We start from the raw sequence: 26,523 nt of genomic DNA on the forward strand, positions 1-26,523 counted from the left end.
CGGTCAGCGCAGCCGGGCCTCGTCGGCGGCGGCGCGGCCGGACTCCCAGCCCTCCAGGCTGTCGACGCGGCTGCCGCGGGCGCGGACGGTGCGCGGGAACACCTTCTCCATCGCGGCCCGGACCTGGAGGTCGCGGTTGCGCAGGACGGGGAGCAGGTCGCCGTGCCCGGCGTACTCGCGGTCGGCGGCCTGGCGCAGGCGCTCGCCGATCCGGGCCGCGTAGGCGATCAGGAACGAGCGGCGGAACGCCTTGACCCGGGCCCGGCCCTTGGCCGGCTCGTCGCGGGTCATCGCCCGATTCGCCTGGACCAGCAGCGACGTGTAGAGCAGCTCGACCGCGTCGATGTCGGCGTCGAAGCCGAAGATCGTGCTGAAGCCCAGCTCCGGGGACCAGACCGTGCGGCAGCTGTTGGCCCGGCCGACGGCGTCGAGCAGGCTGGCCTTCTCGTTCTCGTAGGGGTGGTCGACGCCGACCCGGCGGGCGAACGGCACCACGTCGACGGCCGGCGCGGTGACCTCCTCGATCCGGTACCGGGTGATCAGCTCCTGGGCCTTGGCGCTGTAGCTCTCCGCCTCGGCCGGGAAGTCGGTCGCCTCGGCCTTGGCCAGCAGCGCCCGCACCCGGTCGAGGACCCGCTTGTCGGCGTGGTGGTGCACGGTCGTCGCCGGGGTGCCCGGCGGCGGGATGAGGATCTCGATCGGCGGCAGCAGGCGCAGCTCGGCCAGCAGGCCGAGGGAGGCGTCGAGGAGAGCGATGCGGTCCGGTCTGCGGCCTTCGGCGATCCTTATCTGTACGACCTGGGCACGCCAGTCCGGGTCGACCGGGTCCTTGCCGGCCAGGAACGCGGCGGCGGCCTCGGCGACCAGGCGGCCCTGAATCGGGTCGCCTCGCCGGGCGATGGCCCGGTGCAGCTCGACCGGCTGCCAGCCGTGCCGGAACAGCCGGTTGAATTCCTCGCCCAGCGCGGCGCGCAGCACCGCGTCGGCCTCCGCGGCCGGGACACCGGTCAGCAGGTCGAGGGCGGTTTCGTGATCGAGCTCCCCGGCCCGGACACGTGCGAGGATCTCCCGGGCCGGCATGCGGCACATGCTAGCCGCCGGCCGGCCGGTCATGGCGCGATCAGTTGCCCCTGCCACACCCGGCCGGTACCGGAGACCAGCGGGTCCGTGGGCGGGGAGGGTGGTGCGGACCCTCCCCGCCGCCGGGCGGCGGTCACGGACTACCGGGTGCGGGTCAGACGTCGAGGTCGTTCTCGATGCGGCGCAGCTGGTGCCGCGCCATCGCGAGGTTCGCCCGATCCTTCCGCAGGGCCACGTAGAGGAACAGCCCCTTGCCCTGCCGGCTCGTCAGGGGCCGGATCATGTGGTACTGCGTGTCCAGGGTGATCAGGATGTCCTCGATCTTCTCGGAGAGGTTGAGCATCTCCATCGCCCGCAGCTTCGCCCGGACCACGTCGGTGTTGCCGGCCGCGGCGACCGTCAGGTCGAGTTCCTTGCCGCCGCCGAGGGTGCCCAGGGCCATGCCACTGGTGTGGTCGACGAGAGCGACGCCGATGCAGCCGTCGATCTCCATGATTTCCTTCAGTGCGGTGTCCATGTCGGGCATGGGATTCGTTCCTCCGTTGTGGTGGATGGACGCGGCGCATTCGCCGCGGTGGAGCCGCCGGATCACCCGGCCGCCGTGCGGCGGCGCGGGGTGTTCGGCAGGGTGGCCATCGGGGTCCGCCGGGCCAGCGGGAGCGACGACGGTCCGGTCTGTTGCGGGATTTCGGGCCGCAATTGCCGGTGCGGCGCGTTCTCCAGGGCCAGGAGCTTGGTGATCCGGCGTACGCACCGCCGCGCCTCCAGGTGCACCATGGCGAGGTTCGCGTCGCCCGAGGTGACGACGGTGAGCAGCGCGTTCGGGCCGGCGGCGTACGAGGTGATGTACCCGCCGTCGCACTCGACGACGGATTCCCGCAGCTCGCCGTGGTTGACCGCGTGCGCGAACCGGCGCGCCAGCGCCAGGTGCGCCGCGGCGAGGGCGGCCAGGGTGTCGGGCTCGATACCGTGCGAATCATGCGCGACGACCAGCCCGTCGGCGGTGGCGAGCACGCTGCCGGACAGCTCTGGCACCTTGCTGCGCAGGCGGCCCAACTCGTCGAGTACCGCCGGATCCACCGTCATCCTCGGACGCTCCTTCTGCTGATCGGGGGTGCGCGCGTCACCGCAGTGCCCTCAATGCGGTGCGTATGCGTTTGAGCAGGACTTCGTCGGTGCCCTGATGCACCGGCGGGTTCTCGACGGCGAGCTCCTTCGGCAGCTTCGCCCCGGGTTTGCGGCGGGCCAGCCGGGGCAACCGGTTCGGCCCGGTGTTCCCCTCGCCGGGTGGTGGGGCCGGTGGCGGCAGCGCCGGCGGCGGCCCGCTGATCACCGGTACGGCCGGCGCCTCCTCGACCACCGGAGGCGTGGGCCGGGCCACCGGCGCGGCGTTGCCCCGGTGCTGCGGCAGGCGGACGAACTCGGTGGTGTCCGGCCCGCGCGACGTGGGCAGCTCGATGAGCCCCAGGGCGGCGAGCCGGCGCAGCTCCTGGATGGTCGCGTACCCCGCACGGCCCAGCAGCAGCGCCAGGTCGGCCGGGGTGCGCTGGCCGTCCGCGTGGATCAGCAGCTCCCACTGCATCGCGGTGACCGTCACCCGTTCCCGCGGCGGCCGGGACACCGGGCTGACCGGGGCCGTGTCGATCCGCGGGTCCGGGTAGATGTCGTCGAGGAGCGTGACGCGGCGCCGGACCTCGCGCTGCACCGCGGCCGCGTCGATGTGCACGACCGGGCCCAGCCAGTGGGTGGCCGACGGCAGGAAGTCGATCGGCGCGGCGGCCGTGGCGAGCGCGAAGTACGCCGCGTCGTAGGTCGCCCCGAGCACGCACAGCTCCAGCTCGCCCTGGGTGAGATGGCCCTGCTCGACCAGCATCCGGCCCACCCGGGCCGTCGAGGTCGCCAGGTCCAGAGCGTTCTGCCAGGTACGCCCGGCCAGCCGCCCGGACGAGGTGAGCAGCTCGCCCACCCCGGGCGCGGCCGGCGACTCGGCGTAGATGACCCGCCCCTCGAAGACGTAGACCGCGCCGCCGGGATGGCCACCCACCACCAGCGCGCCGGTCTGCCGCTCGTCGGCGATCTGCGTGAGCAGATCACCGGGTGCGGCGGTCTTCGTGGGGGCCACCGTTACTCCTCACTGGTGTGCGCGTTGGGGTATATGTCGGTCATGTTGCGACGAGCTCGTCGGTGAGGCGCTGCATCTGGCGGCGGGCCACGGCGAGGTTGCCGCGCACCCGGTCCAGCCAGACGTAGAGCACCAGACGGCTGTCGAACTCGGTCTGGACGACCCGCAGGAGGTGGTAACCCCCGGCCGTCGTGATGATCAGGTCTTCGAGCAGGTCGTGCGGGATGGCCGAGACGAACAGCGAGCGGCTGTTCGCGGCCTGGATGACCTCCGCGGTCCCGGCCGCCGCGGCCTCGTGATCGGCATTGGGTGCGGCTCCGGTCGTGGCGACCGGGAATCCGGTGGTGTAGTCGACGATGCTGGCCCCGACCGCGCCGGGGATCGTCATGGCCTCCTGTAGGCAGTGATCGACGCCGGGCACTTCTCTCCTCAGCGCTGCTACCGGGCTTCGTTGCTCGGCCGTGTTCAGTTGGAATCGTTCGCCGGTGGCCGCGGGTCACCTCGGCCACCACCGTGCGCCATCCTCCGGTGACACGGAGCCGACAGGTCGCACGGTTTGTGCGTCATGGTCCGGTGGCCGGGATCCGGTGCCGGGCGCGGCGCCGCCGCGGGATCAGGCGCGGCCGCGCACCCGCCCGCGGCGGCGTGACCTCGCCCAGCCAGTGCCGCTCCCCGGGGACGAACCGGGCCGGCGCGTCCGCCTGCCGCAGCAGCGCGTGGGTGGCCCCGGCGATCGCCGCGACCACCCGCAGAGCCAGCTCGTGCTGCCCGAGCCAGCCGTCGCGCAGCAGCACCCGGCCGACCCGGCAGCCGTGGCGGCCCTCCGCGTACGCCGCCCGCCAGATGGCCGGCGAGATCCGGCCGGAGCCGATCAGGCGTTCGGCCAGGCTCGGCGCGGCCGGCGACTCGGCGTACGCGATCCGCCCCGCCACCAGGTAGAACACCCCGCCGGGGGTGCCGCCCACGTGCAGCGCGCCGGTACTCCCGGACTCGCCCAACTCGGCCAGCAGGCGCCGCACCGTGGCGGTCGCCGGTGAACCAGGAATCACGGAACGTCATCCTGCGGGCCATCGAGTGCCGTCGTCGCACGGCCGGTGCGCCGACCGGGCGGGGTCACCCGTCGGAGTCGCGTAACCTGATCGTCACGCGTCGATCGCCGGGAGGTCACATGCCGATGCAGTGGGAGCAGGTCACGGTGGACGCCGAGGACCCCGCCCGGCTGGGCCGGTGGTGGGCCGAGGCGCTCGGCTTCGTGATCGTGGACGAGGACGAGGACGTGCTGGAGATCCGGCGCAGCCCGGACGAGATGCCCGGCCTGCTGTTCGTCCGCAACCCCGACGTGAAGAAGGGGAAGAACCGGCTGCACCTGGACCTGCGCCCGGACGACCAGGAGGTCGAGGTGGAGCGGCTGGTCAACATGGGTGCCCGGCCGGTCGACATCGGCCAGGGCGACGTCCCGTGGGTGTCGCTGGCCGATCCCGAGGGCAACGAGTTCTGTGTGCTCTCCGTGCGGGCCCGCGAGGAATCAGCTCAGTAGCGGAACTCGCCGATCAGCGTGCGGATCTCGGTGGCGGCGCCGCTGACCAGCTCGGCCGAGTGCCGGGTGGTGTTCGCCCCCTCCGCGGTGTTCGCGCTGGACGTGGTGATGTGCGAGACCGTGCCGCTGATCTCGTCGGCCGCCGCCGACACCGCGCCCACGTTGCGGGCCAGCTCGTCGGTGGTGGCCGACTGCTCCTCGACCGCGACCGCGATGGTCCGCTGACCGTCGTCGATCCGGCTGATCACCTCGGCGATCGCCTGGATCGCCTCGGCCGTGCCGGTGGTCATCTCCTGGATCGCGGAGATCTTCGTGGTGATGTCCGCGGTCGCCTGCGCGGTCTCCTGAGCCAGGTCCTTGACCTCGGTGGCGACCACCGCGAACCCCTTGCCCATCTCGCCGGCCCGGGCCGCCTCGATGGTCGCGTTCAGCGCCAGCAGGTTGGTCTGCTCGGCGATGTTCGTGATCATCTGCACGATGGCGCCCACCTCCCGGCTCGCCTCGCTGAGCCGGGCCACCGCCTCCGCGGTCCGGTTGGCACTGGCGGTCGCCTCGTTCGTGGTCTCCGTCGCGGACGACGTCTGCTTGGCGATCTCCCGGATCGACGCGGACAGCTGCTCGGTGGCGGTCAGCATGTCGGTCACCGAGCCGGACACGTTCCCGGCCGAGCTGTCCGCGTTGCGCGCCTGGGCCGAGGTCTCCTCCGCCGACTGGTCCAGCGTCCCGGCCAGCATCTGGAGCTCCGCGCTGGCCTCGGTGAGCACGCTGACCCGGTCGGCGGTCGCCGAGACGGTGTTCTGCAGCACGCTGGTCGCCTCGTTCAGGGCGGCCGCCATCGCGCCCAGCTCGTCCCGGTTGACCACCGGGGCGCGGACGGTCAGGTCCCGCCGGGCCAGGGCGCGGAGCGACTCCAGCATCCCGCGCAGCGGGCGGCGCACCGCGCGCACGGTCAGCGCGCAGGCGGTCGCGGTGATCAGGGCGGCCAGCAGCGCGGCGAACACGATGAACCGGTTGCTCGACGAGGACGCCTCGGCGCCGCGGGCGGCGGCGGCCTTGACCTCGCCGGACATCCGCTCGTCCAGGGAGCCGAGCTTCTCCTCGAGGTCCGAGTAGACGGCGAGGAAGTCGCTGAGACCGGTCGCCGCGGCCCGGTGGTCGCCGGCGGCGGTGGCGACCATGTCCGTGGCCGCCTTGATGTATCCCTGCACCGACGGCCGGATCGCCGCGTAGTCGGCCCGGAGGCTCGCCGGGGCGTTCCCGGCCGCCGCGTCGTACATCTCCAGCATGGTCGTGCCGTGGTCGGCGACCTCGTCGACGGCGAGGGTCTCGCGCATCGCCGCGTTCGTCGCGTACAGCGCCGACATCACGTCGGCCCGCAGCGCGTCGTGCATCATGTCGGCGTTCCACTGGTCACTCATCGCCTGGCTGACGACGGCGATCTCCTTGTTCGCCGCCGACTGGTCCGAGGCGTTGCGGACCGCGAACCCGGTCACCAGGCCGACCGAGACGAGTCCGGCGACGCCCATGACGACGAGGCGGCCGACGATGGTGACGTTCACGCCTATCCCATCGGCAACCGGGACAACCGCCTGAGGAACGGGCCCTAAGGTGATCTCATGACGGCCGCCGACGCTCAGCGCTGGGCCTCCGAGCCCGCCAAGGACAGCGGCTACGGACGGACCCCCTACCAGCGGGACCGTGCCCGGGTGCTGCATTCGGCCGGCTTCCGCCGGCTGGCGGCCAAGACGCAGGTGCACACCGCCGGCGTCGACGACTTCTTGCGTACGCGATTGACCCACTCCCTGGAGGTCGCCCAGATCTCCCGGGAGATGGGCGCCCGCCTCGGCTGCGACCCGGACGTGGTGGACGTCGCCGGCCTGGCCCACGACATCGGGCACCCGCCGTTCGGGCACAACGGCGAGGCCGCCCTCGACCAGGTCGCCCAGCCCTGCGGCGGCTTCGAGGGCAACGCGCAGACCCTGCGGGTGCTCACCCGGCTGGAGGCCAAGGTGCCCGGCGCCGGCCTCAACCTGACCCGCGCCTCGCTGGACGCCTGCTCGAAGTACCCGTGGTTCCGCAGGCCGGGCACCCGCAAGTTCGGGGTCTACGCCGACGACGAGCCGGTCTTCACCTGGCTGCGCGACGGCCGCGCCGACGACCGCCGCTGCCTCGAGGCCCAGGTGATGGACTGGGCCGACGACGTGGCGTACTCGGTGCACGACGTGGAGGACGGGGTGCACGGCGGGTACCTCGACCTCGGCCCGCTGCTGCACGACCCGGCCGAGCGTGCCGCGCTCTGCGCCGACGTGGCCGCCACGTATTCCGACGAGACCCCGGGGCAGCTCGGCGAGGCCCTCGACCAGCTGCTCGCCGACCCCGCGGTGGCCGCCGTCGGCGGTTACGACGGCTCGTACGCCGCGCAGATCACCCTGAAGCGGATGACCAGCGTGCTGACCGGCCGGTTCGTCTCGTCCGCGGTCGGCGCCACGCACAGCCAGTACGGCACCGACCCGATGCGCCGCTACGACGCCGACCTGGTCGTCCCGCGTACCGTGCGGAACCAGTGCGCGCTGCTCAAGGGGATGGCGTTCCGCTACGTGATGCGCAGCCGGGCCGCCGAGCAGTGGTACGAGCAGCAGCGGATCATCCTCGTCGAGCTGGTGGCGGCGCTCGGCCGTACCCCGGAGAAGTTGGATCCGCTCTTCCGGCCGCAGCATGCGGCCGCCTCGTCGGACGCGGCCGCCCTCCGGGTGATCATCGATCAGGTGGCGTCGCTCACCGACCACGCGGCCGTGGCCTGGCACCGCGACCTCTGCTGACGGCGCGCCCCGACCCTGCTGGCGGCTCCCGGCCGGCGCGAGGCAGGATGTATGCCGTGGCGGGCAGGGTGAAGGACGAGGACATCGCGCTGGTCCGTGACCGGACGTCGATCGCCGACGTGATCGGCGAGACCGTGACGCTGCGCTCGGCCGGCGGCGGCAACCTCAAGGGCCTCTGCCCCTTCCACGACGAGAAGAGCCCGTCGTTCAACGTCGCCCCGGCCCGGGGGGTGTATTACTGCTTCGGCTGCGGCCAGGGCGGCGACGCGATCAAGTTCCTGATGGACGCCGAGCACCTGTCGTTCATCGAGTCGGTGGAGCGGCTGGCCGGCAAGGCCGGCATCCAGTTGCGGTATGACACGGACGGCGCCGCCCCGGCCGGACCGCGCCCGCAGGCCGGGCAGCGGCAGCGGCTGATCGCCGCGCACGCCTCGGCCGTCGAGTTCTACCAGGACCAGCTCGGCTCGCCCGGCGCCCGCAAGGCCCGCGAGTTCCTCGCCGAGCGCGGCTTCGGCCGCGAGGCCGCGGAGAAATACGGCTGCGGCTTCGCCCCGGACTCCTGGGACGCGCTCAGCAAGCACCTGCGCCTGCAGGGGTTCACCGCCGACGAGCTGATCACCGCGGGCCTGTCCAAGACGGCCCGGTCCGGGTCGCTGATCGACCGGTTCCGCCGCCGGCTGCTCTGGCCGATCCGGGACCTGAGCGGCGACGTGATCGGCTTCGGCGCCCGCAAGCTGTTCGACGACGACGACGGCCCGAAATACCTGAACACCCCCGAGACCCCGATCTACAAGAAAAGCCATGTCCTGTACGGCATCGACCACGCCAAGCGGGAGATCGCCAAGCGCGGCCGGGCGGTGATCGTCGAGGGCTACACCGACGTGATGGCCTGTCACGAGGCCGGCGAGCCGACCGCGGTGGCCACCTGCGGCACCGCGTTCGGGGTCGACCACATCGGGGTGCTGCGCCGGCTGCTGATGGACAGCGACAGCTTCACCGGCGAGATCATCTACACCTTCGACGGCGACGCGGCCGGGCAGAAGGCGGCGCTGCGCGCGTTCGAGGAGGACCAGCGCTTCGTCGGGCGCACCTTCATCGCGGTCAGCCCGGACAACATGGACCCGTGCGAGCTGCGCCTGGCCCGCGGCGACCTGGCGGTCCGCGACATGATCGCCGGGCGGGAGCCGCTCGTCGACTTCGCCCTGCGGCACACCATCTCCCGGTTCGACCTGGACACGGTGGAGGGCCGGGTGGAGGCGATGCGCCGCGCCGCCCCGCTGGTCGCCAAGATCAAAGACCGGGAGAAAAGGCCGGAGTACGCGCGGAAACTCGCCGGCGACCTCGGCATGGACCTGGAGCCGGTGCAGCGCGCGGTGAACAACGCGCTGCGCGGCACCGTGGCGGCCGAGCAGCAGGCGCCCCGGGCCGCCGCCCACTCGCCGCAGCGCCTGGTCGAGCGGGACGCGCTCAAGCTGGCGCTCCAGGAGCCGGTGCTGGCCGGCCCGATGTTCGACGCGGTCGGGCCGGACAACTACGGCGACCCGGTGCTGCGCGCGGTCCGCGAGGCGATCGACGCGGCCGGCGGCGCGGGCTCCGCGGTCAGCGGCGTGGTCTGGATCGAGAAGGTGCGCACCGCCTGCGCCGACCTGGCCGGCCAGGTCGCGGTCAGCGAGCTCTCGGTCGAGCCGCTGCTGCTCGACGGCGTCCCGGACCCGCACTACGTCCAGGTCACCCTGGCCAAGTTGCAGCTGCCCCGGGTCACCCAGGTGATCCGCGACATCAAGTCGAAGTTGCAGCGGCTCAATCCGGTCACCAGCAAGGATCAGTATCTTGCCCTGGCCGGGGAGCTCTTCTCGCTGGAACAGCAGGCGCGAGCCCTGCGTGAACAGGCGGCAGGTGGAATGTGAAGCTCTTCCGGCGCCGGCCCGCGTTGCCGGCCGCGTCCCGTCCTCCGCTCGACGGGGAGGAGCGCGTCGTCGCCTGGTGCTCGTGCGAGCAGGGCGGCGTCGTCGTCGCGACGAACCGGGGGATCTGGCTGCCGGCCGCGAGCGACCGGCTGGGCTGGCACGAGATCCACAAGGCCTCCTGGTCCGGGCGGGAGCTGCGGATCACGCCGGCCGAGGTGGCCGAGGAGCGGGACGGGTACACCGTGCTGGTGGACGGGCCGGTGACGTCGTTCCTGCTGCTGGAGCCGGGGGAGGTGCCCGATCAGGTGCGCTCCCGGGTGACGCGGTCTGTGGCGTACACCACACATCACGAGCTGCCCGAGGGCGCGGTCCGGGTGGTCGGCCGCCGGGTGGCCGGGCTCGACGGCCTGAGCTGGGCGGTCCGCTACGACGCCGGCACCCCGGTGGACCAGCCGGAGATCGTCCAGGCGACCGACGACCTGGTCGGCGCGGCGCAGAAAACTGTCGCACCCCCTCCGTAGGGTCGGTGGCGTGACCCCGTCCAACCACCCCACCACCCTAAAACAGAACAAAGACTCCTCCCTTATCCACGCCCGTGGATTGATCAAACGGTTCGGCGACTTCACGGCGGTCGACGGCATCGACGTCGACGTGCAGCCCGGTGAGGCCTTCGGCTTCCTGGGGCCCAACGGCGCCGGCAAGAGCTCCACCATGCGGATGATCGGGTGCGTCTCGCCGCCCACCGACGGGGTCCTGCGCATCCTCGGCATGGATCCGCGGCGGGACGGCCCCGCGATCCGCGCCCGGCTCGGCGTCTGCCCCCAGCTGGACAACCTGGATGTCGAGCTCTCCGTCCGGGAGAATCTGACGACCTACGCCCGCTTCTTCGGCATCCCGCGCGCCACCGCCCGCCGCCGGGCCGACGAGCTGCTGGAGTTCGTGCAGCTCAGCGAGCGCGCCGGCAGCAAGGTCGAGCCGCTCTCCGGCGGCATGAAACGGCGCCTGACCATCGCCCGCGCCCTGGTCAACGAGCCCGACCTGGTCCTGCTCGACGAGCCCACCACCGGCCTCGACCCGCAGGCCCGGCACCTGGTCTGGGAGCGCCTGTTCCGGCTCAAGCAGCAGGGCGTCACTCTGGTCCTGACCACGCATTACATGGATGAGGCCGAGCAGCTCTGCGACCGCCTGGTGGTGATGGACGGTGGCAAGATCGTGGCCGAGGGCTCACCGCGCTCGCTGATCGAGCGGCACTCCACCCGCGAGGTGGTCGAGCTCCGCTTCGCCACCGAGGACCAGGGGACCTATGCCGGCAAGCTGGCCGGCATCGCCGACCGGATCGAGGTTCTGCCCGACCGCGTCCTGCTCTACGTCGCCGACGGCGACGACGCCCTGGCCGAGGTCCACCGCCGCTCGCTGAGCCCGGCCTCGGCCCTGGTCCGCCGCTCCAGCCTGGAGGACGTCTTCCTCCACCTCACCGGCCGCACCCTGGTGGACTGACCATGACCTCCGCGGGCTACGTGCTGGAGTATCACCTCGTCAACTACAAGCGGACCTGGCGGTCCAGCGCGCTGTCGACGCTGGTGCTGCCGCTGCTCACCATGGTCGGCTTCGGCCTGGGCGTCGGCGGTTACGTGCAGGCCGACATCGACGGCGCGGCCTATCTCGACTGGATCGTGCCCGGCCTGATCGCCTCGACCGCGGCGCAGACCGCGCTGGGCGAGGCCACCTGGCCGGTGCTGAGCAGCTTCGAGTGGATGAAAACGTATTTCGCGCAGGCCGCCGCGCCGCTGCGGATCGCCGACATCCTCGGCGGGCACCTGGCCTTCATGCTGTTCCGGGTGCTGGTGAGCATCACCGCGTTCCTGGCGGTGGCGGCCTGCTTCGGCACCCTGCACTCGGCCTGGGTGGTGGCCGTGCCGCCGATCGCGGCGCTGGTCGGGTTCTCCGTCGCGGCGCCGGTGGTGGCGTACACGGCGAGTGTCCGCAGCGACAGCTACCTGGCCATCCTGTTCCGGTTCGCGGTGCTGCCGATGTCGCTCTTCTCCGGGGTGTTCTTCCCGATCGAGTCGCTGCCCCCGCTGCTGCGCTGGGTGGCATATGCCTTGCCGCTCTGGCACGGCGTTGACCTCACCCGTGCCGCCACGCTGGGGCTGAACCCCGGGACGGCCGGCCTGTGGCACGTGCTCTACCTGCTGGCCTGGTGCGTGGCCGGCTGGTTCCTGGCCCGGTGGCGGTTCAAGAGCCGGCTGGTGATCTGACGATGAGAGGTGCTCTCCCGTGCTGACCCTGGTCCTGCCGAAACTGGTGTCGTTCGAGGGCAGCGCCGGCCGGTCCGTGCGCGTCACCGAGCGCAACGTCAACGCGCTGAAATCGGCGTATTGGGTGGTGCTGGCCGGCGGCCTGCTGGAGCCGGTGCTCTACCTGTTCTCCATCGGGGTCGGGGTGGGCGCGCTGATCGGCGACATCGCGCTGCCCGGCGGCCGGCTGGTGAGTTACACCGAGTTCGTCGCGCCGGCGATGCTGGCCGCCTCGGCGATGAGTGGGGCGCTCGCCGAGACCACCTTCAACTTCTTCGGAAAAATGAAGTTCATGCGGCTGTACGACGGGATTCTCGCCACGCCGATCCGGCCGTTCGAGATCGCCGTCGGGGAGCTGATCTGGGCGATGGCCCGGGGCAGCATCTACTCGGTGGCATTCCTGACGATCATGGTGGCGATGGATCTGACCACGCCGCTGCGGGCGCTCGCCGCGTTCCCGGCCACGGTGCTGGTCGGCTTCGCGTTCGGCGCGCTCGGCATGACCACGGCCACGCTGATCCGCAGCTGGCAGGACTTCGACCTGATCGGGGCCGGGCAGTTCGCGCTGTTCCTGTTCTCCGGCACGTTCGTCCCGGCCGAGTCCTACCCGGCGCTGCTGCGCTGGCTGGTCGAGGTCTCCCCGCTGTACCGGTCGGTCGACCTCATTCGCGGGATCAGCCTGGGGGCGGTCGGCTGGAGCCAGGTCGTCGACGTGGTCTATTTGCTGGCGCTGCTGGTGGTCGGTCTGACCGTTTCCGGTCGCCGGATGGGCAAGCTGCTCTGCAAGTAGGCCGGCCTTGGCGTCTGCGGTCTTTTGGGTCTGCGGCCTGGTGCGTCTGCGGCCTGTGCGAATGCGGCTTCGTGCCCGTTCGTGGGCTCGTGCGTTCGTAGGCTCGTGCGTCCGCGGTCTCGTGCGTCCGCGGCCTTGTGCGTGTCCGCGGCTTTTTGCGAGCGCGGCCTTTGGCTACCGCGGCCGGGCGCGGTGGTGACCGGCACCGGCCGGCCGCCCCGTGCCCGGCCGGTCGGCGCCGGTCCGCTCTGGCCCGGCCGCCCGTGGGCGGCCGGGGTTCAGCCTTGGCTGAGACCCTGCTCGGAGCCCTTCTTGAGTTTGCGGTCGTCCCGCAACTCCAGGAACGGCTCCTCGTCGGCCGGGTGGCCGGCGGCGATGGCGCGGCCGCGTTCCAGCTCGGCGTCCAGCTCGGCGCCGAGCATGATCGCCATGTTGGAGATCCACAGCCAGACCAGGAAGGCGATGACGCCGCCCAGGGTGCCGTAGGTCTTGTTGTAGTTGGCGAAGTTCGCCAGGTAGATCGCGAAACCGGCGGACGCGGCGACCCAGAGCAGCACCGCGAAGATGCCGCCCGGGCTGACCCAGCGGAAACCACCGGTCTTGGCGTTCGGCGAGGCCCAGTACAGTATCGCGAACATCAGGCTGACCAGGACCACCAGCACCGGCCACTTGGCGATGTTCCAGGTGGTCACGGCCACCCCGCCAAGGCCGAGCTTCTCGCCGACCACGCGAGCCAGGTCACCGGTGAACACCACGATCGCGGCCGAGGCGGTCAGCATCACGCCGACCACGGCGGTCACCCCGACCCGGATCGGCAGGGTCTTCCAGATCGGCCGGCCCTCCGGCACGTCGTAGATCGCGTTCGACGCGCGCATGAACGCCGCGATGTACCCGGACGCGGACCAGAACGCGACCAGCAGACCGATGATCGCGGCCACCCCGGCGCCGCCGGTGCCCTTCACCTGGCTCACCACGGTGTTGATGAGCTCCCGCAACTGAGCGTTCGGGGTGATCTCGGCGACCGCGTCGTTGAAGGTGCGCTGCCCGGCCGGACCGAGCATGCCGAGCACCGAGACGATCACCAGGACGCCCGGGAAGATCGACAGGACGCCGTAGTAGGTGAGTGCGGCCGCCCAGTCCGAGACGTTGTCCTCGGAGAACTGCTTGAAGGTCCGCTTCAGCGCGGCGACGATGCCCCGCAGCCGGAGCTGGGAGGGGCGGTCCGGGCCGGCGTCGGGTCCGGGCGCGTCGAGATCCTGGCGGCCGGGGGAGCGGCCCACCTCGGTATTGCTGGCCGCGGACAGATCGAAGTCCTCGGCGCCACGCCGCCGTGCGTCGGCGGCGTCCGCACCGGCCGGGGGTGTCTGCTCGGTGTCGGTGGCCGATCCGGCCGCGGTGTCACCGGACTTCACGGTCCCGGGGTGCTGCTCGTCGGGTTCGTGGTTACGGAGTCTCATGCGGGGCTTCCCTTCGGCGAAGCGTCGGGCCGTACTCGTGCCGCCCTCCCCGCTGCGACGTGCGAATACGACCTGCGAGGGTGATGCCCGTCGGACCGCGTTGCTAACCATCCGTTTCGCTGCCCGGGGCTGGACGCGCGGCCTGCCCGATGCCCCGTCCGAAGCCGACCTTGAGCAGTCCCCACCCCAACCGGGGGCAGACCACCCACGACCCAGCATTCCCCCAACGCGCCGATCCCGTCGCTCAGCCTGTGGACAACCCGCTTCTGTGGACAACATCGCCCCGCTGAACCGATCTCACGGCACCACCGTCTCCGTTCCGGCCCCACTCGGCTTTGCCGCTGCATACGGTGCCGCTTGCCGACCCGGCCGGCGGCGAACCGAACGAGCCGGAACCGCATCACCACCCCACCATCACCGGTGCGACCCCCGGCGGAGGGGATCGCAAGACGGGCATTTGCCGCGTGCGCTGGCACGCGCCGTACGCACGAGCAGCCGAACGTTGCATGTCCATTTGTTCAGATAGTGCACCCGATCACCCGTCCGAAAACGCTCTCCCGGCCCTTCCAGTACAGGGTTACTCGCTGGTCACCCCCACCCGGGACATAGTCACCCACCGATGACCGTGACGGCTTTTGATCATGAATCCGCCGGTCACGGTGTCGCACGGCAAGTACGCCGATGATCCGTGACGCGTCGCACGCTCGTATCGGAGGGCAACACATTCCAGGATGGAGGCAGCCATGGCACCCCGGTGGCTGGGTACTGGCGGATCAAGGCGGGTACCCCGGATGGTCCATACTGGAAACGTCGGCACGGGCGAATGCACGTGCACCTGCACGGGTGGTCTCGTCCGGGGAGGAAACTGATGCGGCTGCGACATCCCTCCGGCCGGATCGTGCGCCTCACCTGCGGCGTGAGCGTAATCGAAGCCCGGACCCCGTCCGACGCCTTCGCGATGATCGATGCGGCCGCCGCGGACCTGCGCGCCGGCCTGTGCGCCGCCCGCGGCGGCGACCCCGGCAGGATCAGCGTCGCGCTGCGCCTGCCCTACCCGCTTGCCGCCGCCCTCGTCACCGACGGGCGCGCCCGCACCCGGCTGCGTGCCGAGCTCGACGCCCGAGGCCTCGAGGTCGTCACGTTGAACGGCGGGCCCGATGCCGGGGGTGGCGGCCTGCCCCCGCTGCCCGACTGGAGCGAGCCGGCCCGTCTGGAGCACACCCTCGACCTGGCCCGGATCCTGGTCGACCTGCTGCCCGACGACGAGGTCCGGGGCGCCGTCGGCAGCTGCGGGCTGGGCCGCCGCGCGGACTGGGACGAGGCACACGAGAAAGCCGCCGCGCGACACCTGTCCCGGCTCTCCGGCAAGCTCGCCGACCTGGCCTGGCGGGTCGGGCGCGCGGTCCGTGCCGGCTTTGAGCCCGCTCCGGGGCAGGTCCTGGACAGTCCCGAGGACACCGTCGCCGCGCTCACCCGGGTGGACAAGGACCGGCTCGGCCTCAGCCTGGACCTGGCCCGGGTGGTGCGCGACTGGCCCGCCCCGCAGGACGGCGTCGACCGGCTCACCGACGCCGGCCTCTCGGTGATCACGGTGCGCGTCACCGATCCGTCGGCCGCCTGGCAGCCGGTGCTCCGGCACCTGCTCGCCGCGGACACCGCCCGCACCGAGTACATCGAGGTGGACACGCCCGGCTCGGCCGCGGCGCAGCAGATGGCGTACGTGATCGGCGAACTGACCGCCCTCGGCCTGACGCCGGAGAGCGAGCCCTGCACCACGCCCTGACCGGAAACGCCGAAGGCCGCGGACGCTGAGAGGCGGGAACGCTGAAGGCCGCCTCGGGAAGAGGCGGCCTTCAGCGTTCTACGGCGGATCAGAGCGTGCTGCTGGATCCCTTGCTACCGGACCCGGACAGGGTGTCGGTCGGGGCCAGCAACTCGTCCGTGCTCGTGTCGTGGTGGGTGGTGCCGAGCTTCTCCCCGAGCTTGGACGACTGAAGCTTGTCCTTGCCCTCGCTGTACAGCTTGTTGGCCTGCGCCTGCGCGACGCCGGCCGCCTCCTGAACCGTCGGATGCTCCCAGAGCTTCTGGGCGTTCGCCCGGATCTCCTCGTACTTCTCCCGGCCGGCTCGGCTGCCCAGGACGAAGCCCGCCGCAAGGCCGGTGAGGAACATCAACTTTCCGCGCATGATGGCGGCTCCTTCCGTTTCGTGACGCGCACGCGTCCTGCGGCGTGCATACCCATCCTGCCTCGCCGATATGCCCTCCATCCTGGTTTCACTCCTGTTGCCGGAAGTCGCACCAGTCACGACGACCCCGCCGCGCGGCACAGGGGTATCCCGTTCGCACGGCACCGGGAGGGTCGTGTAATCTTCTCTCCGTCGCCAGGGAAACCCGGCAACGAGCACGATCCCCTGTAGCTCAATTGGCAGAGCAGCCGGCTGTTAACCGGCAGGTTATTGGTTCGAGTCCAATCGGGGGAGCCACCCACGAAGCCCCAGACCACGGTCTGGGGCTTCGTCGTTTCCAAGATCCATTTTTCGTACGCGATGAGCACCGTCCCGTGTCCACCGTCCGGGCACGGTGCTCATGGCGTACGAAAAGGAATTTGGTTCGGGGTTTCTGGGGGTGGTCGTGCTTTCGCCTCCTTGGCCCGAAGTGCGCGGTTACGCTGAGGCTCGCGTTGTTCGCTCTCAGTGAGGTGGTTATGTCGCAGCCGGTCGAGGTGGACGTCGTCATCGTCGGCGGCGGGCTCGCCGGGCTGTCCGCCGCCCGCCGACTGGACCGCGCCGGCGTGGAATGGCTGCTCGTCGAGGGCTCCGACCGGATCGGCGGGCGGATCGCGACCGAGGTGCACGACGGCTGGCGGATGGACCGCGGCTTCCAGGTGCTGAACACCGCCTACCCCCGCCTGCCCGCGCTGGTCGACGTGGACGCGCTGGAGTTGAGGTATTTCACGTCCGGAGTGCTGGTCCGTCGCGGCGGGAGCCTGCACCGGCTGGAGAACCCGATACGCGAACCGCTCACCACCCCGCAGACGCTGCTCTCCGGGGTCGGCTCGCTGACCGACCGGCTGAAGTTCGCCGCGCTGGTCACCCGATGCGCCACCACCCCGGCGGACCGGCTGCTGGACGCGCCCGAGACGACCACCCAGGAGATGCTGCGCAAGGCCGGCCTGTCGCACCGGATCATCGAGGAGGTGCTGCGGCCGTTCTTCTCCGGCGTCTTCGCCGACCGGTCGCTGGACACCTCCAGCCACGTCACCGCGATGGTGCTGCGGTCCTTCGCCCGCGGCCGGATCGGGGTGCCGGCCCTCGGCATGGCCGCGCTGCCGGCCGCGGTGGCCGGGCCGCTGCCGTTCCCGCAACTGCTGATCGGCGCCCGCACACTCAGCATCGGCCCTGGCATGGTGGTCACCGAGGGCGGCGAACTCCGCTGCCGCGCCGTGATCGTCGCCACCGACCCGCTCACCGCCGCCGAACTGCTCCCGCAGCTGCCGAAACCGGACATGCACGGGCTGACCACGTTCTACTTCGGCGCCGACCACGCGCCCCTGGACGAGCCCATCCTGCTGCTCGACGGCGACCGGCGGGAGATCATCGCGAACACCGTAGTGATCAGCAACGCGGCACCCGAGTACGCCCCCAGCGGCCGCAGCCTGATCGCCGCGACCGTGGTCGGCGTCTCCGCCCCGTCCAGCGCCTCCGAGGCGGTCATCCGGGTGGAATTGGCCCGGATGTACGGAACGCCGACCGACGACTGGGAACTGCTCAACGTGATCAGCCTGCCGAACGCCCTGCCCGCGGCCCGCGTGCCGCAGGCCGCGCTGCGCAAGCCGGTCGCCCTCGGCGACGGCCTCTTCGTCGCCGGAGATCACCGCGACAGCCCGTCCATCCAGGGAGCGATGGCCGGGGGCTGGCGCACGGCTGGAGAGGTCCTGGCGTCACTCGGCGCCCGGGTCGGGGTATAGGACCCTGTCTGGAGGCTTGTCATCATGAGCGACATCAACCCGGAGAATTTCGCCGAATTCACCACCCAGGACGACGGTGAGTCCTGGAGCATCGGCGAGGAAGACGTGCCGGCGGTGGTCGACCTGCAACCGCCCGACATGGTGACAGACCCTCGGGTTCAGATTGTTTTGTTGCCACAGACGCTGGTGGAACGATAGATCGCTAGCTGCGGGAGCGGGCCGCGGGTTACTATCGCCGCCGGTACGGGGCGGTAGCTCAGTGGGTTAGAGCAGGGGACTCATAATCCCTCGGTCGCGGGTTCGAGTCCCGCCCGCCCCACCATTTTTGCCTGGGGGCGACCCCCAGACCCCACGTTACGGTGGGCGCGGGGGACGGCCCGGTCACGGTGGGAGACCTGGCTGGGCACCTTTGGGGCTGCCCGGTCGCCGACGTCGAAGCCGGCGATCTGGCGGGTGGGATGACGTTGGGCAGGCTCTCGGCGCGTCGCAATCGTGCTGCGCGGTGCGATCGTGCCCGGCACGCCGACGACCGCCTGCTCCACGTCGCGATGGTGACGTGCGAGGACTGCGTCACGGTTCGTTTCGTTGCGCCGGAGTGTCCGTCTTGGTGCCTTGGCCGGTCCGCTCTCGGCGAGCGCCTGCCGTCGCAGAACGACCTCGCCGAGCGCTACGGCGTAGCCCGCGAGACCGTCAAGTCCGCGCTCCGCATCTTTCGCGACGATCGCCTGATCGTCAGTCGGCAGGGGAGTGGCGCGTTCGTCCGCGCCCAGACCGATCGCCCGGTGGGGCTGCGGCCGCACATCGAGGCCGCGTTCGAGCAGTTCCACATCACGCTCGACTTCGCCGGCTTCTCCAGCGAGACCCTGCACGGCGCCATCCAGGAGCCGCTGGACAAGATCCGCGCCGGTCGCCTGACGCCCGAGTCGATCGCGATCCGCATCCTGCTGCCGGACCTGACCCAGCCCGCGGTCGTGCCCTCCCTCGCCGAACCAGCCGGTGACGATTCCGCGGTCCGCGAGCGCGCTGCCCGCATCGCGCGCCGGCATACCGAGGCGATCGAGGAGTCCGTCAGCGAGCTGGCGACGCTCGGCCTGGTCCGCAGCGCCACCACCGAGGTCCGCGCCTACGGCACCACGGTGCTGTCGAAGCTCTACATAATCAACCGCGAAGAGGTCTTCTTCGGCTTCTACCCGGTCGTCCGCAACACCGTCTCGGTCGACAAACAGCCGGTCTCGATCTTCGACGTGCTGGGCAAGGACGTGCCGCTCTTCCACTACGTCATCACCGGCGACGACGGCGACGCCAACGACCAGTTCATCAAGCAGTCCCGAGCCTGGTTCGACAGCGCCTGGACCACGATCGCCCGCGAGTACAAGCCGTGACCCTCACCGACCTGGTCACCAGCGCCGACTGCCTGCTGATCGACTTCGACGGCCCCATCTGCTCCGTCTTCGCCGGCTACCCTGCCCGCCCCATCGCCGAGGAAATGCGCGCCCTCGCGCAGAAGCTCGGCGGGGCCGACCTGGCGCGGCCGTTTGCTGACCTGCCGTTCGACCCGCTGGAGATCCTGGTAGCGGTCGCCGCGGTCGCCGACGAGAACCTGCTCCGCGAGGTTTCCGACACCTGCCGCGACGCCGAGGTGAAAGCCGTCGCGTCGGCCACCCCCACGCCTGGAGCCGCGGACGTGCTCCGCGCAGCGCACGCCGCCGGCCGCTCGGTCGCCATCGTCAGCAACAACAGCGGCGCGGCGATCGAGGCCTACCTTCACCGGCACGACCTGCTCCGCTGCATAGACGGCATCGCGGCCCGCTACGACGGCATGGATCCACGCCTGCTCAAGCCGAACCCGTACCTGGTTGAGCGAGGCCCGACCACCGCCCGCGCCAGCCGAGACGCCGCCGTCTTCATCGGCGAATCAGTGACCGACATCCATGCCGGCCAGGCCGCTGGTATCCCGACCGTCGGTTACGCCAATAAGCCCGGCAAACACCAGCGACTCACCGAGGCGGGAGCAGACGTAGTGATCGACTCAATGCACGCCATCTCCGACGCCCTGCACAGCCTCTCCGCGAAGTCGACCCGATGACGGACCAGCTCGCCTTGCCGGCCGACGTACTCGCAAACATCCAAAGACGCTGCCAGATGTCGCGGACTCATGGGCAGCCAATGTCCCTGAAGAGTTCCAAACCCTCTGCGAGCGCTACCAAGCGACACCGCGCTGCATCCTCCCAGCCCGCTACGGATTCGTCGCAGCCGTGGACACCCCAGACGGCCCGCTGGTGCTGCGCAGCAGCCCGGGCCCCCGCGGCCGCGGTAGCCGTAGCGCTTGCCGACCTGGGCGCCGGTCCGCGAATACACGAAATCATTGTCGACGATCACGGGACCTGGACTGTGGCCGACCGTGTGCGGCCCGGAACGCCTCTTAGTCGGACTGACCCGACAACAGTAAATCCGCAGAAGCTTTTCGCGCCGTTGGCCTCGATGCGGGATCAACCCGCCCCACTGCCCAGTATGCCTTCGGTATTGGATTGGCTTCGTGATCGCTTAGAGGACGATTCTCTAACCGACCTGCGACCCGGCACAAGCGTCGCGCCACTACACGAACGTCAAGCTGCTCTTGCGGTCTTGGATGATTTGGTACGCGATCACGTTCCTGGGCTGTGCCACGGGGATGCCTCTAGCGGGAATATAATCGCCAGCGGCAATAGTAGAAGGATGTATATCGATCCACGCGGCGTCGCAGGCGAGCATGTGTACGACGTTGCTGTTCTGTCGATACGTGTTGCTCAGGCATATGCTGGTGCCGAAGTTGTCGCGATTGCCGCCGACATCGCAGGCGTAGCAGAGGAGCGTTTGCGCGCCTGGGTTCAGGTCGCATCCGCTGCTCGCGTTTGAGGTCCTGCCTGAGCCTGAGGGGCGTAGATGTCGGGAGTGAATCTAGGCGTAATTGTGCAGGCCAATGTGATCTACCACAATGCGTAAATTGATTTTATCTATTGCAAAGTAAATTCTACCGCACTTGTCCGGCGATTTTGCATCGTCCACCTTAACATGAGGTGTGGTGTCTAGGGTGATTCCGTCGAGTGAAATACTTGGTGAGTTGAGGCTAGAGTCAAAGAGTGCGATCTCTATGCCGTACTGTTCCATGGCGTAGTCCGATAGTCGTCCGCCTAGATTCCCGGAGCTCTGGCGAAAATCTTCTGCGATTTTGGCAAGCTTCGCTGCAAAGGAAAGCATTCTTTGGGGCATTGGGTAAGGGTTGTTGTTAAGCATCTTGTGCGCTCGCTCGGTCAAGAAGAAGTGAGGGCCAACAAGATCCCTAATTTCTTTTGCGGCATCTTCCCAGCTCTGAACTCCGACCAACTCAGGTTGGTCCCGAGGTACGGCTAGGGGAGCGACTTCTCTGAGGTGCATTTGCAGTTCAGCCAGGTGGTCGTCGAAGTTCATCATCCCAGCTGTATTTGTGCCAAGGAGTTCAGCATACGCGTCCGGGCGGGCTGCTTTAAAGGGCAGGAGGTAAATCTCAGGCGCAGGCACCCAATCCGCCCATACAAGCAATCCCGCTGGAGGCTTTGTCCTCAAGTCATGAAGAATATACTGCCGAGACGAATCCGGACTGGGCCTGATGTCGAGGTTGACTTGACGCAACGCGGCTGTGAACCGAAACAGCCGCTTCCAACCCTCTGGAAGATCCCCTGGCTGGTCTGAGCCGCCGAGAAGGGCGACTACCGTTGGCCAGGGCTTCTGCCCAGGCTCTGGGGCCAGGGCTAGTGAGCTAGGGATTAGCCTAGCCTTCTGGACCATGGCACTCTCGACTTCTTCGAGATTCTCCGTCCATAGATCCTCGTTTTTCAAGACGAGTGAGCTGCCCATTCGGAGACCGTTCTCGATTACGATTATTCGAGATGCTCCGTAGAGAACTGTGCCACCCGCATTTACAGCGACGGCTGTACAGACAGCTCGCGGATTCTCGTTTCTAAATCTCGAAGGATCTACGCCCAGGCTGTGCAGCTCGGAGTCGCTGGGTCGTTGAAGGGGGACTATAAAAGTAGGAGAATATATTAGCAAAGATCGCGCGGTTCGCGCATCCCCCCGGGGAAGGCGCCCTACACCTTCCCCGGAATTGTCAACCCGAGACAGCCCAGCTATGTCCTTCGGGAGAACAAGTGGCTTCTCCCCTCCACCGACTGCTAGCTTGACCTTAGGATTGGCTCCGTAAGGCCAGGTGGTGGCGGCCGTATTCCCGCGCCAAGGTAAGTTCTGGGTATTGTCGACAAGGTCCTTAAGAGTCCGCACGGCCGACTAGTCTTCAAAAAGGTAGCCGACAGGAATGCTGATTTTCCTTATCTCCTCTAGCGGCATCCGGTCAATCGCCGAGTGTAGCCGTGATCGAAGCACTGCAAGCTGACTGACATTCGATGAAGGGCGTTCCGTCGTCATCAATATGCGTTCCGCGAAGATGCCTTGAACGGAATTGGTGAGTACCTGATTGCTCTTGACCTGGATTTTTGGCCTGGCTTCAGGGTTCATTATTGAGACTTCTGCGTTCGGTTTAGGAGCGTCTTCTTGCTCTTTCCTGTAGATCGCGATCTTACTGGCTCGCGGATCTGAAGACTGCCAATTTATAATCTTTTGTCGAACATCTTCCTGAAACTCCCTTTTCCAGCCTGCTGAAAAGTTTTCAGGAAGTCCGCGTAGAATAGCGTTAAACGCTTTAACTGGCTTGTCTGCATCGAGAGATGCTTGCAGCAAGACTTGCACTTGAGGATCGGGAATTTTGCTGGACCATTCCCGCATCCATGCAATCTGCTGCTGGACATCAATCGGTGTAATATCGATAAATTCTTCCGGGTGGGTAGCGCGGCGGACTCGGACGTCCTGGAAGTTTTTCGGTTCGAGTGGGGCGGGACGAGAAGGGATGCTTAAGGCGCGATCGCTGGTTAAATCAAAAAATCGGAGCCGGTCGGGTGTCCAGTCGACAAATGCCTTCCAGACATCTCGCCGGATAGATGGCGCGTGATCTATTGTTGCAGAGTAAACATGGCTAGGGAAGACGGCAATATCGCCGGCGCGAGACGGGTCGAGCTTTACGACTCCGTGGCTCTGTGCATCTTCTAGAAAGTCCCGGAAACGCTTGTATCCCATGCCCTTAGGATCAAATCCACCATAGGTGCGGCGCTTCATCTCAAGGCGTACTTCACTTGCAGTTGGGTACCTGCCTGTTGAGGATATAAGCCCCTCAAGAGAGTCTGCGAGCACCTCGAACGCCTGCTCTACGGGATTGGCCACCGCTGAAGCTTCGACCTTGTGCGTCTCAGTTACCGACTCAGTATGCTCAGATTGCATGTGCTACTCCATGGTTGAGCTAGGCCGGGGTCAATTGACCCCGGCCTACAGCTTCGACTACGGAAGTAGCGCCAGCGCCAGCAAATGATCTCCATGCTTCCCCGCAGGGGCCTCAGTCCACCGTGGGTGTCGCCTACTGTGCATCAGCGAACTTGGTGTTCTGCGGCTGGTAGATCATCCATGCTCGGTCCTCTTCAGGTGGTAAGAGAACCAAGCCTTAGCACCCTCCAGCCGCTAGTGTCTCTCATGCGAGACCAAACTGCAAGCACTTGCTGGGGCATGCAGCGGCTCGCCCAGGGGTAGGCGCTCGCTCGATACTACTGGGGTGGTAGCTGAGTGTCTAGGGTGATTGTGGGTTTGGTGTCCGCTTAAGGGCTTGGTGTCCAGCTCCTGGGCGCCTAGACCTAGTCAACCACTGGCCACTGCCGAATCGATCTCTTTGGGATCAAGGCGCCGCGCAGGCGCGCCGCGGCCGACCGCGCCCGGCCTGCTGGCGGCCTGCGGCCGGCATCGGCCAGCGCCGGCGGATTAGGGCTAAGAGGCTGGTAGGAGTTCGCAGGTCACCAGGCGTTCAGCTTCCCGTATCTACACTGCGGTAGAACACGGTACGGGCGAGAGGCACTTCTAGGTGGCGGCAGGCCGAATTTGCAGCATCGAAGGCTGCTCCAACCCCTCGCGCAAGCGCGGATGGTGCGAGATGCACTATTCGAGGTTCAAGGCCCACGGCGACCCGCTGGCGCCAGGTAGGCGCAGGCAGCCGGCCTACTGCGTCGTCGCAGGTTGCGATGAGCAGAGCCTTGCGAAGGATCTCTGCCGCCGTCACTACTACGCGCAGAGACGCGGAGCGCCCCTGGTCCCGCCGAAGCCGACCGAATGTACGGAGTTAGGTTGCGGCCTTCCCGTGCACGGCTTGGGTCTATGCGACAAGCACTATGCCCGCAGCCGGCTCTCCTTGCCGATCCGGAGGGTCTGTTTCCTCGACAACTGCGAAGAGCGTGCGACCTCCCGAGGTCTGTGCGGAGCTCACTACCAACGTTGGCGACGTTTCGGGGATCCCGAGTTTCATCCGCCGCAGGCGGTGAGGAAATGCACGATCGACGGATGCGATGAGGTCACCAACGGCCGAGGACTCTGTTCAAGCCATTACTACCGGTGGTGGCGTTACGGCGATCCGCTGATCTCCAAGAACCGCCCAAGGATACGACAGCCCGTATACCAGTTCGGGCCGCGGGCTTGCGTGACCTGTGGCCGCGAGTTCGATCCGGGTGCCAGTTCCGTCCGGCTGTACTGCGGCAAGCGGTGCAAGCCCAGTGGGCGGATCGCGGGTAGCGTCAACAAGCGAAGCTGGGTCGAAAAGCTCGGAGCGGAAGACGGCTGGACATGTTGGCTCTGCAAGGCGCCCGTGGACCCCGCGCTCTACTGGCCGCACCGGTGGGCTGGCTCAGTTGACCACGTGGTGCATGTATCGAACGGCGGGACGGACGAGCGCTCCAACCTCCGGTTGGCGCACCTTACCTGCAATGTGAGCCGCCAGAACTCGCATGATGAGCATCAGCCGTAGCAGAGTTTGAGTGGGAGGGGCCCGTGCGCTTCCTGAGCGAAGAGGCTGCCGCGCCGCTTCGCGGCTTGCCACCGAAAGGGTGGGCGCGGTGGTGTCGCGGGTTGCCGAACGCCGGCACTGGCGGTCAATGCCGGCGGGGCTGCGGGGTGGGCGGTGCACGAGCAGCGCGTGGCCGAGGTCGAAGAGTCCGCAATCAGTCCGCACGAGGTCCGCAAAGGCAGTGGAACGCTATCAGATCATGGCAAGCGTTTTCGCTGTTCGGCGGATGTTTGTGCCAGTAGATCGAGTGCGGTTTTCGATCTCATAATTCCTCGGTCGCGGGGTGGGCCAACTGGGTAACCCGGAACCCGGCCAGGATTTGAGGCCGGCGATTACCGCTTCTCGCACAGTTCAAGCCGGAACTATGACACCCGTAGCAGGCGCCCTTCGGGGGCGGACCGAAACCGATCCGCCCACCGCACCCCACGTAATGTGGGGTCTGGGGGCGCCCCAGGCCAATACCGTGGACGGGACGTTGCGCCATGCGAACCGACCCACCGCTGTCTCCGGCAATCGCTTACCGGGACGCTTGACCAGTTCACGCAGCAGGTTGGACATTGCCTGAATGTTGACGATGGCCGCCCGAAACTCTCAAACCTCGCAGGACCAGTCAACAGCAGGCGATCTGCCGGAGGTCAACCCGGCGACGTTCCGTTAGCCGACCCCGAACCGATCCTGCTCCTCTGCGTCGTTCGACTACCCCTCAAGCAGCTTCACCGCGCGGCTCGAAACCCACCTTGAGGCCCACGTCGAGCGCCGTCGCCAACCGCTCCAGCACCGGCAAGGTCGGCACGGTACCCCCTGCCTCGAACCGAGCGACCGCCGACTGAGTCATTCCCGCTTCCTTAGCAAGTTGCGTCTGGCTCCAGCCTCGTCGTTCACGAAGCTCGCGAACAGAACGACCGAGCTCGAACGCCAAACGCGCCGCGTCGTAAGCCGCGGCAGCTCCCGGTTCAGCCAACCGCCGCTCCCGCATAGCGGCCCAACCGCCATTCTCGCTCATGGCCTAGCCCTCCTCGTCCACAACCTGGTGCGCCTCGTCGATGCACAGCGCCAATGCCCGACGCGCTCGGTCGATCTCTCGCTCGTCGCGCATACGCGTCTTGTAGAAGACCGTCAGCAAGATGATCCTCCTGTCCGATGCGATCCAGTACGTGATCCGGACCGCTTGCCTACCAAGGTGGAATCGCAGCTCACGCAGCTTTCGATCAAGCTGCTTGGTGTACGGCTCACCCAGCAGCGGCCCTTGCTCAGCGAGTAGATCGACGTAGAACGCCGCGTGGGCGAACTGAGCGGTAGGCAGACTCTCCAGCCACTTCTCCACCTCCGGTTCGAGCTCGACAGCACCCCATGCCATAGCAGCAATGCTATACCCATGAGTGCGGAAGGGCCTCGACGAACTGGACGCCCCGTGATCCGGCCCCTGCCGTCGTGCAACTGGTATCAGGACATGGCGGACGTCATCGACCTCGTCAGCGACGACCGAGCATTCCGAACCGGCGGTGCGGAGGGGGCCGATCCGTAACCGGGACCGCCCTCCGCATTCCCCGCCTGTAGCGGTTCGTGAGTGCCGACACCCACCCCCGCGTGGTACCGCGGTA

At 68.4% G+C, this 26,523-nt stretch carries 27 protein-coding genes and 2 tRNA genes; 16 read left to right on the plus strand and 13 right to left on the minus strand.

Going from position 1 to position 26,523, the window contains the following annotated elements:
- Window positions 1–3 precede the first annotated feature (3 nt).
- From Aiant_RS28085 to Aiant_RS28110, 6 genes are all read right to left on the minus strand, one after another.
- The gene (locus tag Aiant_RS28085) at window positions 4–1,080 is read right to left on the minus strand and encodes a DUF2786 domain-containing protein (protein WP_189336157.1); all 1,077 of its coding nucleotides are present in this window, start codon (window positions 1,078–1,080) and stop codon (window positions 4–6) included.
- 154 nt (window positions 1,081–1,234) lie between these two features.
- Window positions 1,235–1,606, minus strand: a complete 372-nt coding sequence (locus Aiant_RS28090; protein WP_185040036.1) for a hypothetical protein — start codon at window positions 1,604–1,606, stop codon at window positions 1,235–1,237.
- Between the two features lie 62 nt (window positions 1,607–1,668).
- Window positions 1,669–2,166: a roadblock/LC7 domain-containing protein gene (locus Aiant_RS28095; RefSeq protein WP_189336156.1), complete on the minus strand. Its 498-nt coding sequence runs from the start codon at window positions 2,164–2,166 to the stop codon at window positions 1,669–1,671.
- Between the two features lie 37 nt (window positions 2,167–2,203).
- The gene (locus Aiant_RS28100) at window positions 2,204–3,202 is read right to left on the minus strand and encodes a DUF4388 domain-containing protein (protein ID WP_189336155.1); all 999 of its coding nucleotides are present in this window, start codon (window positions 3,200–3,202) and stop codon (window positions 2,204–2,206) included.
- Between the two features lie 40 nt (window positions 3,203–3,242).
- Window positions 3,243–3,590 carry a hypothetical protein gene (locus Aiant_RS28105; RefSeq protein WP_229831392.1) on the minus strand — a complete coding sequence of 116 codons (348 nt, stop codon included), beginning with the start codon at window positions 3,588–3,590 and terminating at the stop codon, window positions 3,243–3,245.
- Window positions 3,591–3,765: 175 nt separating this feature from the next.
- Window positions 3,766–4,251: a hypothetical protein gene (locus tag Aiant_RS28110; RefSeq protein WP_189336153.1), complete on the minus strand. Its 486-nt coding sequence runs from the start codon at window positions 4,249–4,251 to the stop codon at window positions 3,766–3,768.
- A 119-nt stretch (window positions 4,252–4,370) separates the two neighbouring features.
- Here Aiant_RS28110 and Aiant_RS28115 point away from each other — a divergent pair, with 119 nt between their 5' ends.
- On the plus strand, window positions 4,371–4,739 hold the full coding sequence (locus tag Aiant_RS28115; protein ID WP_189336152.1) for a VOC family protein: 369 nt from the start codon (window positions 4,371–4,373) through the stop codon (window positions 4,737–4,739).
- On the opposite strand, the gene Aiant_RS28120 is transcribed toward Aiant_RS28115, so the two are convergent.
- The gene (locus tag Aiant_RS28120; RefSeq protein ID WP_229831391.1) at window positions 4,733–6,298 is read right to left on the minus strand and encodes a methyl-accepting chemotaxis protein; all 1,566 of its coding nucleotides are present in this window, start codon (window positions 6,296–6,298) and stop codon (window positions 4,733–4,735) included. The genes Aiant_RS28115 and Aiant_RS28120 overlap by 7 nt on opposite strands.
- Before the next feature lie 57 nt (window positions 6,299–6,355).
- Here Aiant_RS28120 and Aiant_RS28125 point away from each other — a divergent pair, with 57 nt between their 5' ends.
- Genes Aiant_RS28125 through Aiant_RS28150 form a run of 6 tightly spaced genes read left to right on the plus strand, consistent with a single transcriptional unit; the run spans window position 6,356 to window position 12,552 of the window.
- On the plus strand, window positions 6,356–7,558 hold the full coding sequence (locus tag Aiant_RS28125) for a deoxyguanosinetriphosphate triphosphohydrolase (protein WP_189336151.1): 1,203 nt from the start codon (window positions 6,356–6,358) through the stop codon (window positions 7,556–7,558).
- Between the two features lie 47 nt (window positions 7,559–7,605).
- A complete protein-coding gene (gene dnaG / locus Aiant_RS28130) occupies window positions 7,606–9,465 on the plus strand; it encodes a DNA primase (protein WP_189336150.1) in 1,860 nt (619 codons plus the stop codon).
- Window positions 9,462–9,986: a hypothetical protein gene (locus Aiant_RS28135; protein WP_189336149.1), complete on the plus strand. Its 525-nt coding sequence runs from the start codon at window positions 9,462–9,464 to the stop codon at window positions 9,984–9,986. The genes dnaG and Aiant_RS28135 overlap by 4 nt, the downstream gene beginning before the upstream one ends.
- A gap of 10 nt (window positions 9,987–9,996) precedes the next feature.
- Complete coding sequence (locus Aiant_RS28140; protein ID WP_189336148.1) at window positions 9,997–10,962, plus strand: ABC transporter ATP-binding protein; 966 nt, start codon at window positions 9,997–9,999, stop codon at window positions 10,960–10,962.
- A gap of 2 nt (window positions 10,963–10,964) precedes the next feature.
- Window positions 10,965–11,723 (plus strand): ABC transporter permease, encoded by a 759-nt coding sequence (locus Aiant_RS28145; RefSeq protein ID WP_189336147.1) that lies wholly within the window; start codon window positions 10,965–10,967, stop codon window positions 11,721–11,723.
- Window positions 11,724–11,742: 19 nt separating this feature from the next.
- Window positions 11,743–12,552: an ABC transporter permease gene (locus Aiant_RS28150; RefSeq protein ID WP_189336146.1), complete on the plus strand. Its 810-nt coding sequence runs from the start codon at window positions 11,743–11,745 to the stop codon at window positions 12,550–12,552.
- A 278-nt stretch (window positions 12,553–12,830) separates the two neighbouring features.
- Here Aiant_RS28150 and Aiant_RS28155 read toward each other — a convergent pair whose 3' ends face one another.
- Window positions 12,831–14,009 carry a YihY/virulence factor BrkB family protein gene (locus Aiant_RS28155; protein ID WP_229831389.1) on the minus strand — a complete coding sequence of 393 codons (1,179 nt, stop codon included), beginning with the start codon at window positions 14,007–14,009 and terminating at the stop codon, window positions 12,831–12,833.
- 916 nt (window positions 14,010–14,925) lie between these two features.
- On the opposite strand from Aiant_RS28155, the gene Aiant_RS28160 reads away from it, so the two are divergent.
- Window positions 14,926–15,792 carry an apurinic/apyrimidinic endonuclease family protein gene (locus tag Aiant_RS28160; protein ID WP_229831387.1) on the plus strand — a complete coding sequence of 289 codons (867 nt, stop codon included), beginning with the start codon at window positions 14,926–14,928 and terminating at the stop codon, window positions 15,790–15,792.
- Window positions 15,793–15,880: 88 nt separating this feature from the next.
- Here the strand turns inward: Aiant_RS28160 and Aiant_RS28165 are convergent, their stop codons facing one another.
- On the minus strand, window positions 15,881–16,195 hold the full coding sequence (locus tag Aiant_RS28165) for a hypothetical protein (protein WP_189336144.1): 315 nt from the start codon (window positions 16,193–16,195) through the stop codon (window positions 15,881–15,883).
- A gap of 221 nt (window positions 16,196–16,416) precedes the next feature.
- Here Aiant_RS28165 and Aiant_RS28170 point away from each other — a divergent pair.
- The 7 genes from Aiant_RS28170 (at window position 16,417) to Aiant_RS28200 (ending at window position 20,871) form a co-directional block, all read left to right on the plus strand.
- Window positions 16,417–16,492 (plus strand) — tRNA-Asn (locus tag Aiant_RS28170).
- A 221-nt stretch (window positions 16,493–16,713) separates the two neighbouring features.
- Window positions 16,714–17,976 (plus strand): NAD(P)/FAD-dependent oxidoreductase, encoded by a 1,263-nt coding sequence (locus Aiant_RS28175; RefSeq protein ID WP_189336143.1) that lies wholly within the window; start codon window positions 16,714–16,716, stop codon window positions 17,974–17,976.
- 24 nt (window positions 17,977–18,000) lie between these two features.
- Window positions 18,001–18,174 carry a hypothetical protein gene (locus Aiant_RS28180; protein WP_189336142.1) on the plus strand — a complete coding sequence of 58 codons (174 nt, stop codon included), beginning with the start codon at window positions 18,001–18,003 and terminating at the stop codon, window positions 18,172–18,174.
- Between the two features lie 47 nt (window positions 18,175–18,221).
- Window positions 18,222–18,298: transfer RNA gene (locus Aiant_RS28185), tRNA-Ile, on the plus strand.
- A gap of 37 nt (window positions 18,299–18,335) precedes the next feature.
- Window positions 18,336–19,358: a winged helix-turn-helix domain-containing protein gene (locus Aiant_RS28190; protein WP_229831386.1), complete on the plus strand. Its 1,023-nt coding sequence runs from the start codon at window positions 18,336–18,338 to the stop codon at window positions 19,356–19,358.
- Entirely contained in the window at window positions 19,355–20,062 is a 708-nt protein-coding gene (locus Aiant_RS28195; protein ID WP_189336141.1) for an HAD family hydrolase, read from the plus strand. The genes Aiant_RS28190 and Aiant_RS28195 overlap by 4 nt, the downstream gene beginning before the upstream one ends.
- Window positions 20,063–20,487: 425 nt before the next feature.
- Window positions 20,488–20,871 (plus strand): aminoglycoside phosphotransferase family protein, encoded by a 384-nt coding sequence (locus Aiant_RS28200; RefSeq protein ID WP_189336140.1) that lies wholly within the window; start codon window positions 20,488–20,490, stop codon window positions 20,869–20,871.
- Between the two features lie 42 nt (window positions 20,872–20,913).
- Here the strand turns inward: Aiant_RS28200 and Aiant_RS28205 are convergent, their stop codons facing one another.
- Together Aiant_RS28205 and Aiant_RS28210 are read right to left on the minus strand one after the other, a co-directional pair.
- Entirely contained in the window at window positions 20,914–21,849 is a 936-nt protein-coding gene (locus Aiant_RS28205; protein ID WP_189336139.1) for a hypothetical protein, read from the minus strand.
- 429 nt (window positions 21,850–22,278) lie between these two features.
- A complete protein-coding gene (locus Aiant_RS28210) occupies window positions 22,279–23,322 on the minus strand; it encodes a UPF0158 family protein (protein WP_189336138.1) in 1,044 nt (347 codons plus the stop codon).
- 697 nt (window positions 23,323–24,019) lie between these two features.
- Between Aiant_RS28210 and Aiant_RS47045 the strand changes: the two genes are divergently transcribed.
- Window positions 24,020–24,883, plus strand: coding sequence for an HNH endonuclease (locus Aiant_RS47045; protein ID WP_368857329.1), 864 nt, complete (start codon window positions 24,020–24,022; stop codon window positions 24,881–24,883).
- A 742-nt stretch (window positions 24,884–25,625) separates the two neighbouring features.
- Here Aiant_RS47045 and Aiant_RS28220 read toward each other — a convergent pair.
- Both Aiant_RS28220 and Aiant_RS28225 read right to left on the minus strand, forming a co-directional pair.
- The gene (locus Aiant_RS28220; protein WP_189336136.1) at window positions 25,626–25,925 is read right to left on the minus strand and encodes a helix-turn-helix domain-containing protein; all 300 of its coding nucleotides are present in this window, start codon (window positions 25,923–25,925) and stop codon (window positions 25,626–25,628) included.
- Between the two features lie 3 nt (window positions 25,926–25,928).
- Window positions 25,929–26,279 carry a type II toxin-antitoxin system RelE/ParE family toxin gene (locus Aiant_RS28225; protein ID WP_189336135.1) on the minus strand — a complete coding sequence of 117 codons (351 nt, stop codon included), beginning with the start codon at window positions 26,277–26,279 and terminating at the stop codon, window positions 25,929–25,931.
- Window positions 26,280–26,523 lie beyond the last annotated feature (244 nt).

Origin of the sequence: Actinoplanes ianthinogenes (assembly GCF_018324205.1) — a bacterium.
Lineage (GTDB): Bacteria > Actinomycetota > Actinomycetes > Mycobacteriales > Micromonosporaceae > Actinoplanes > Actinoplanes ianthinogenes.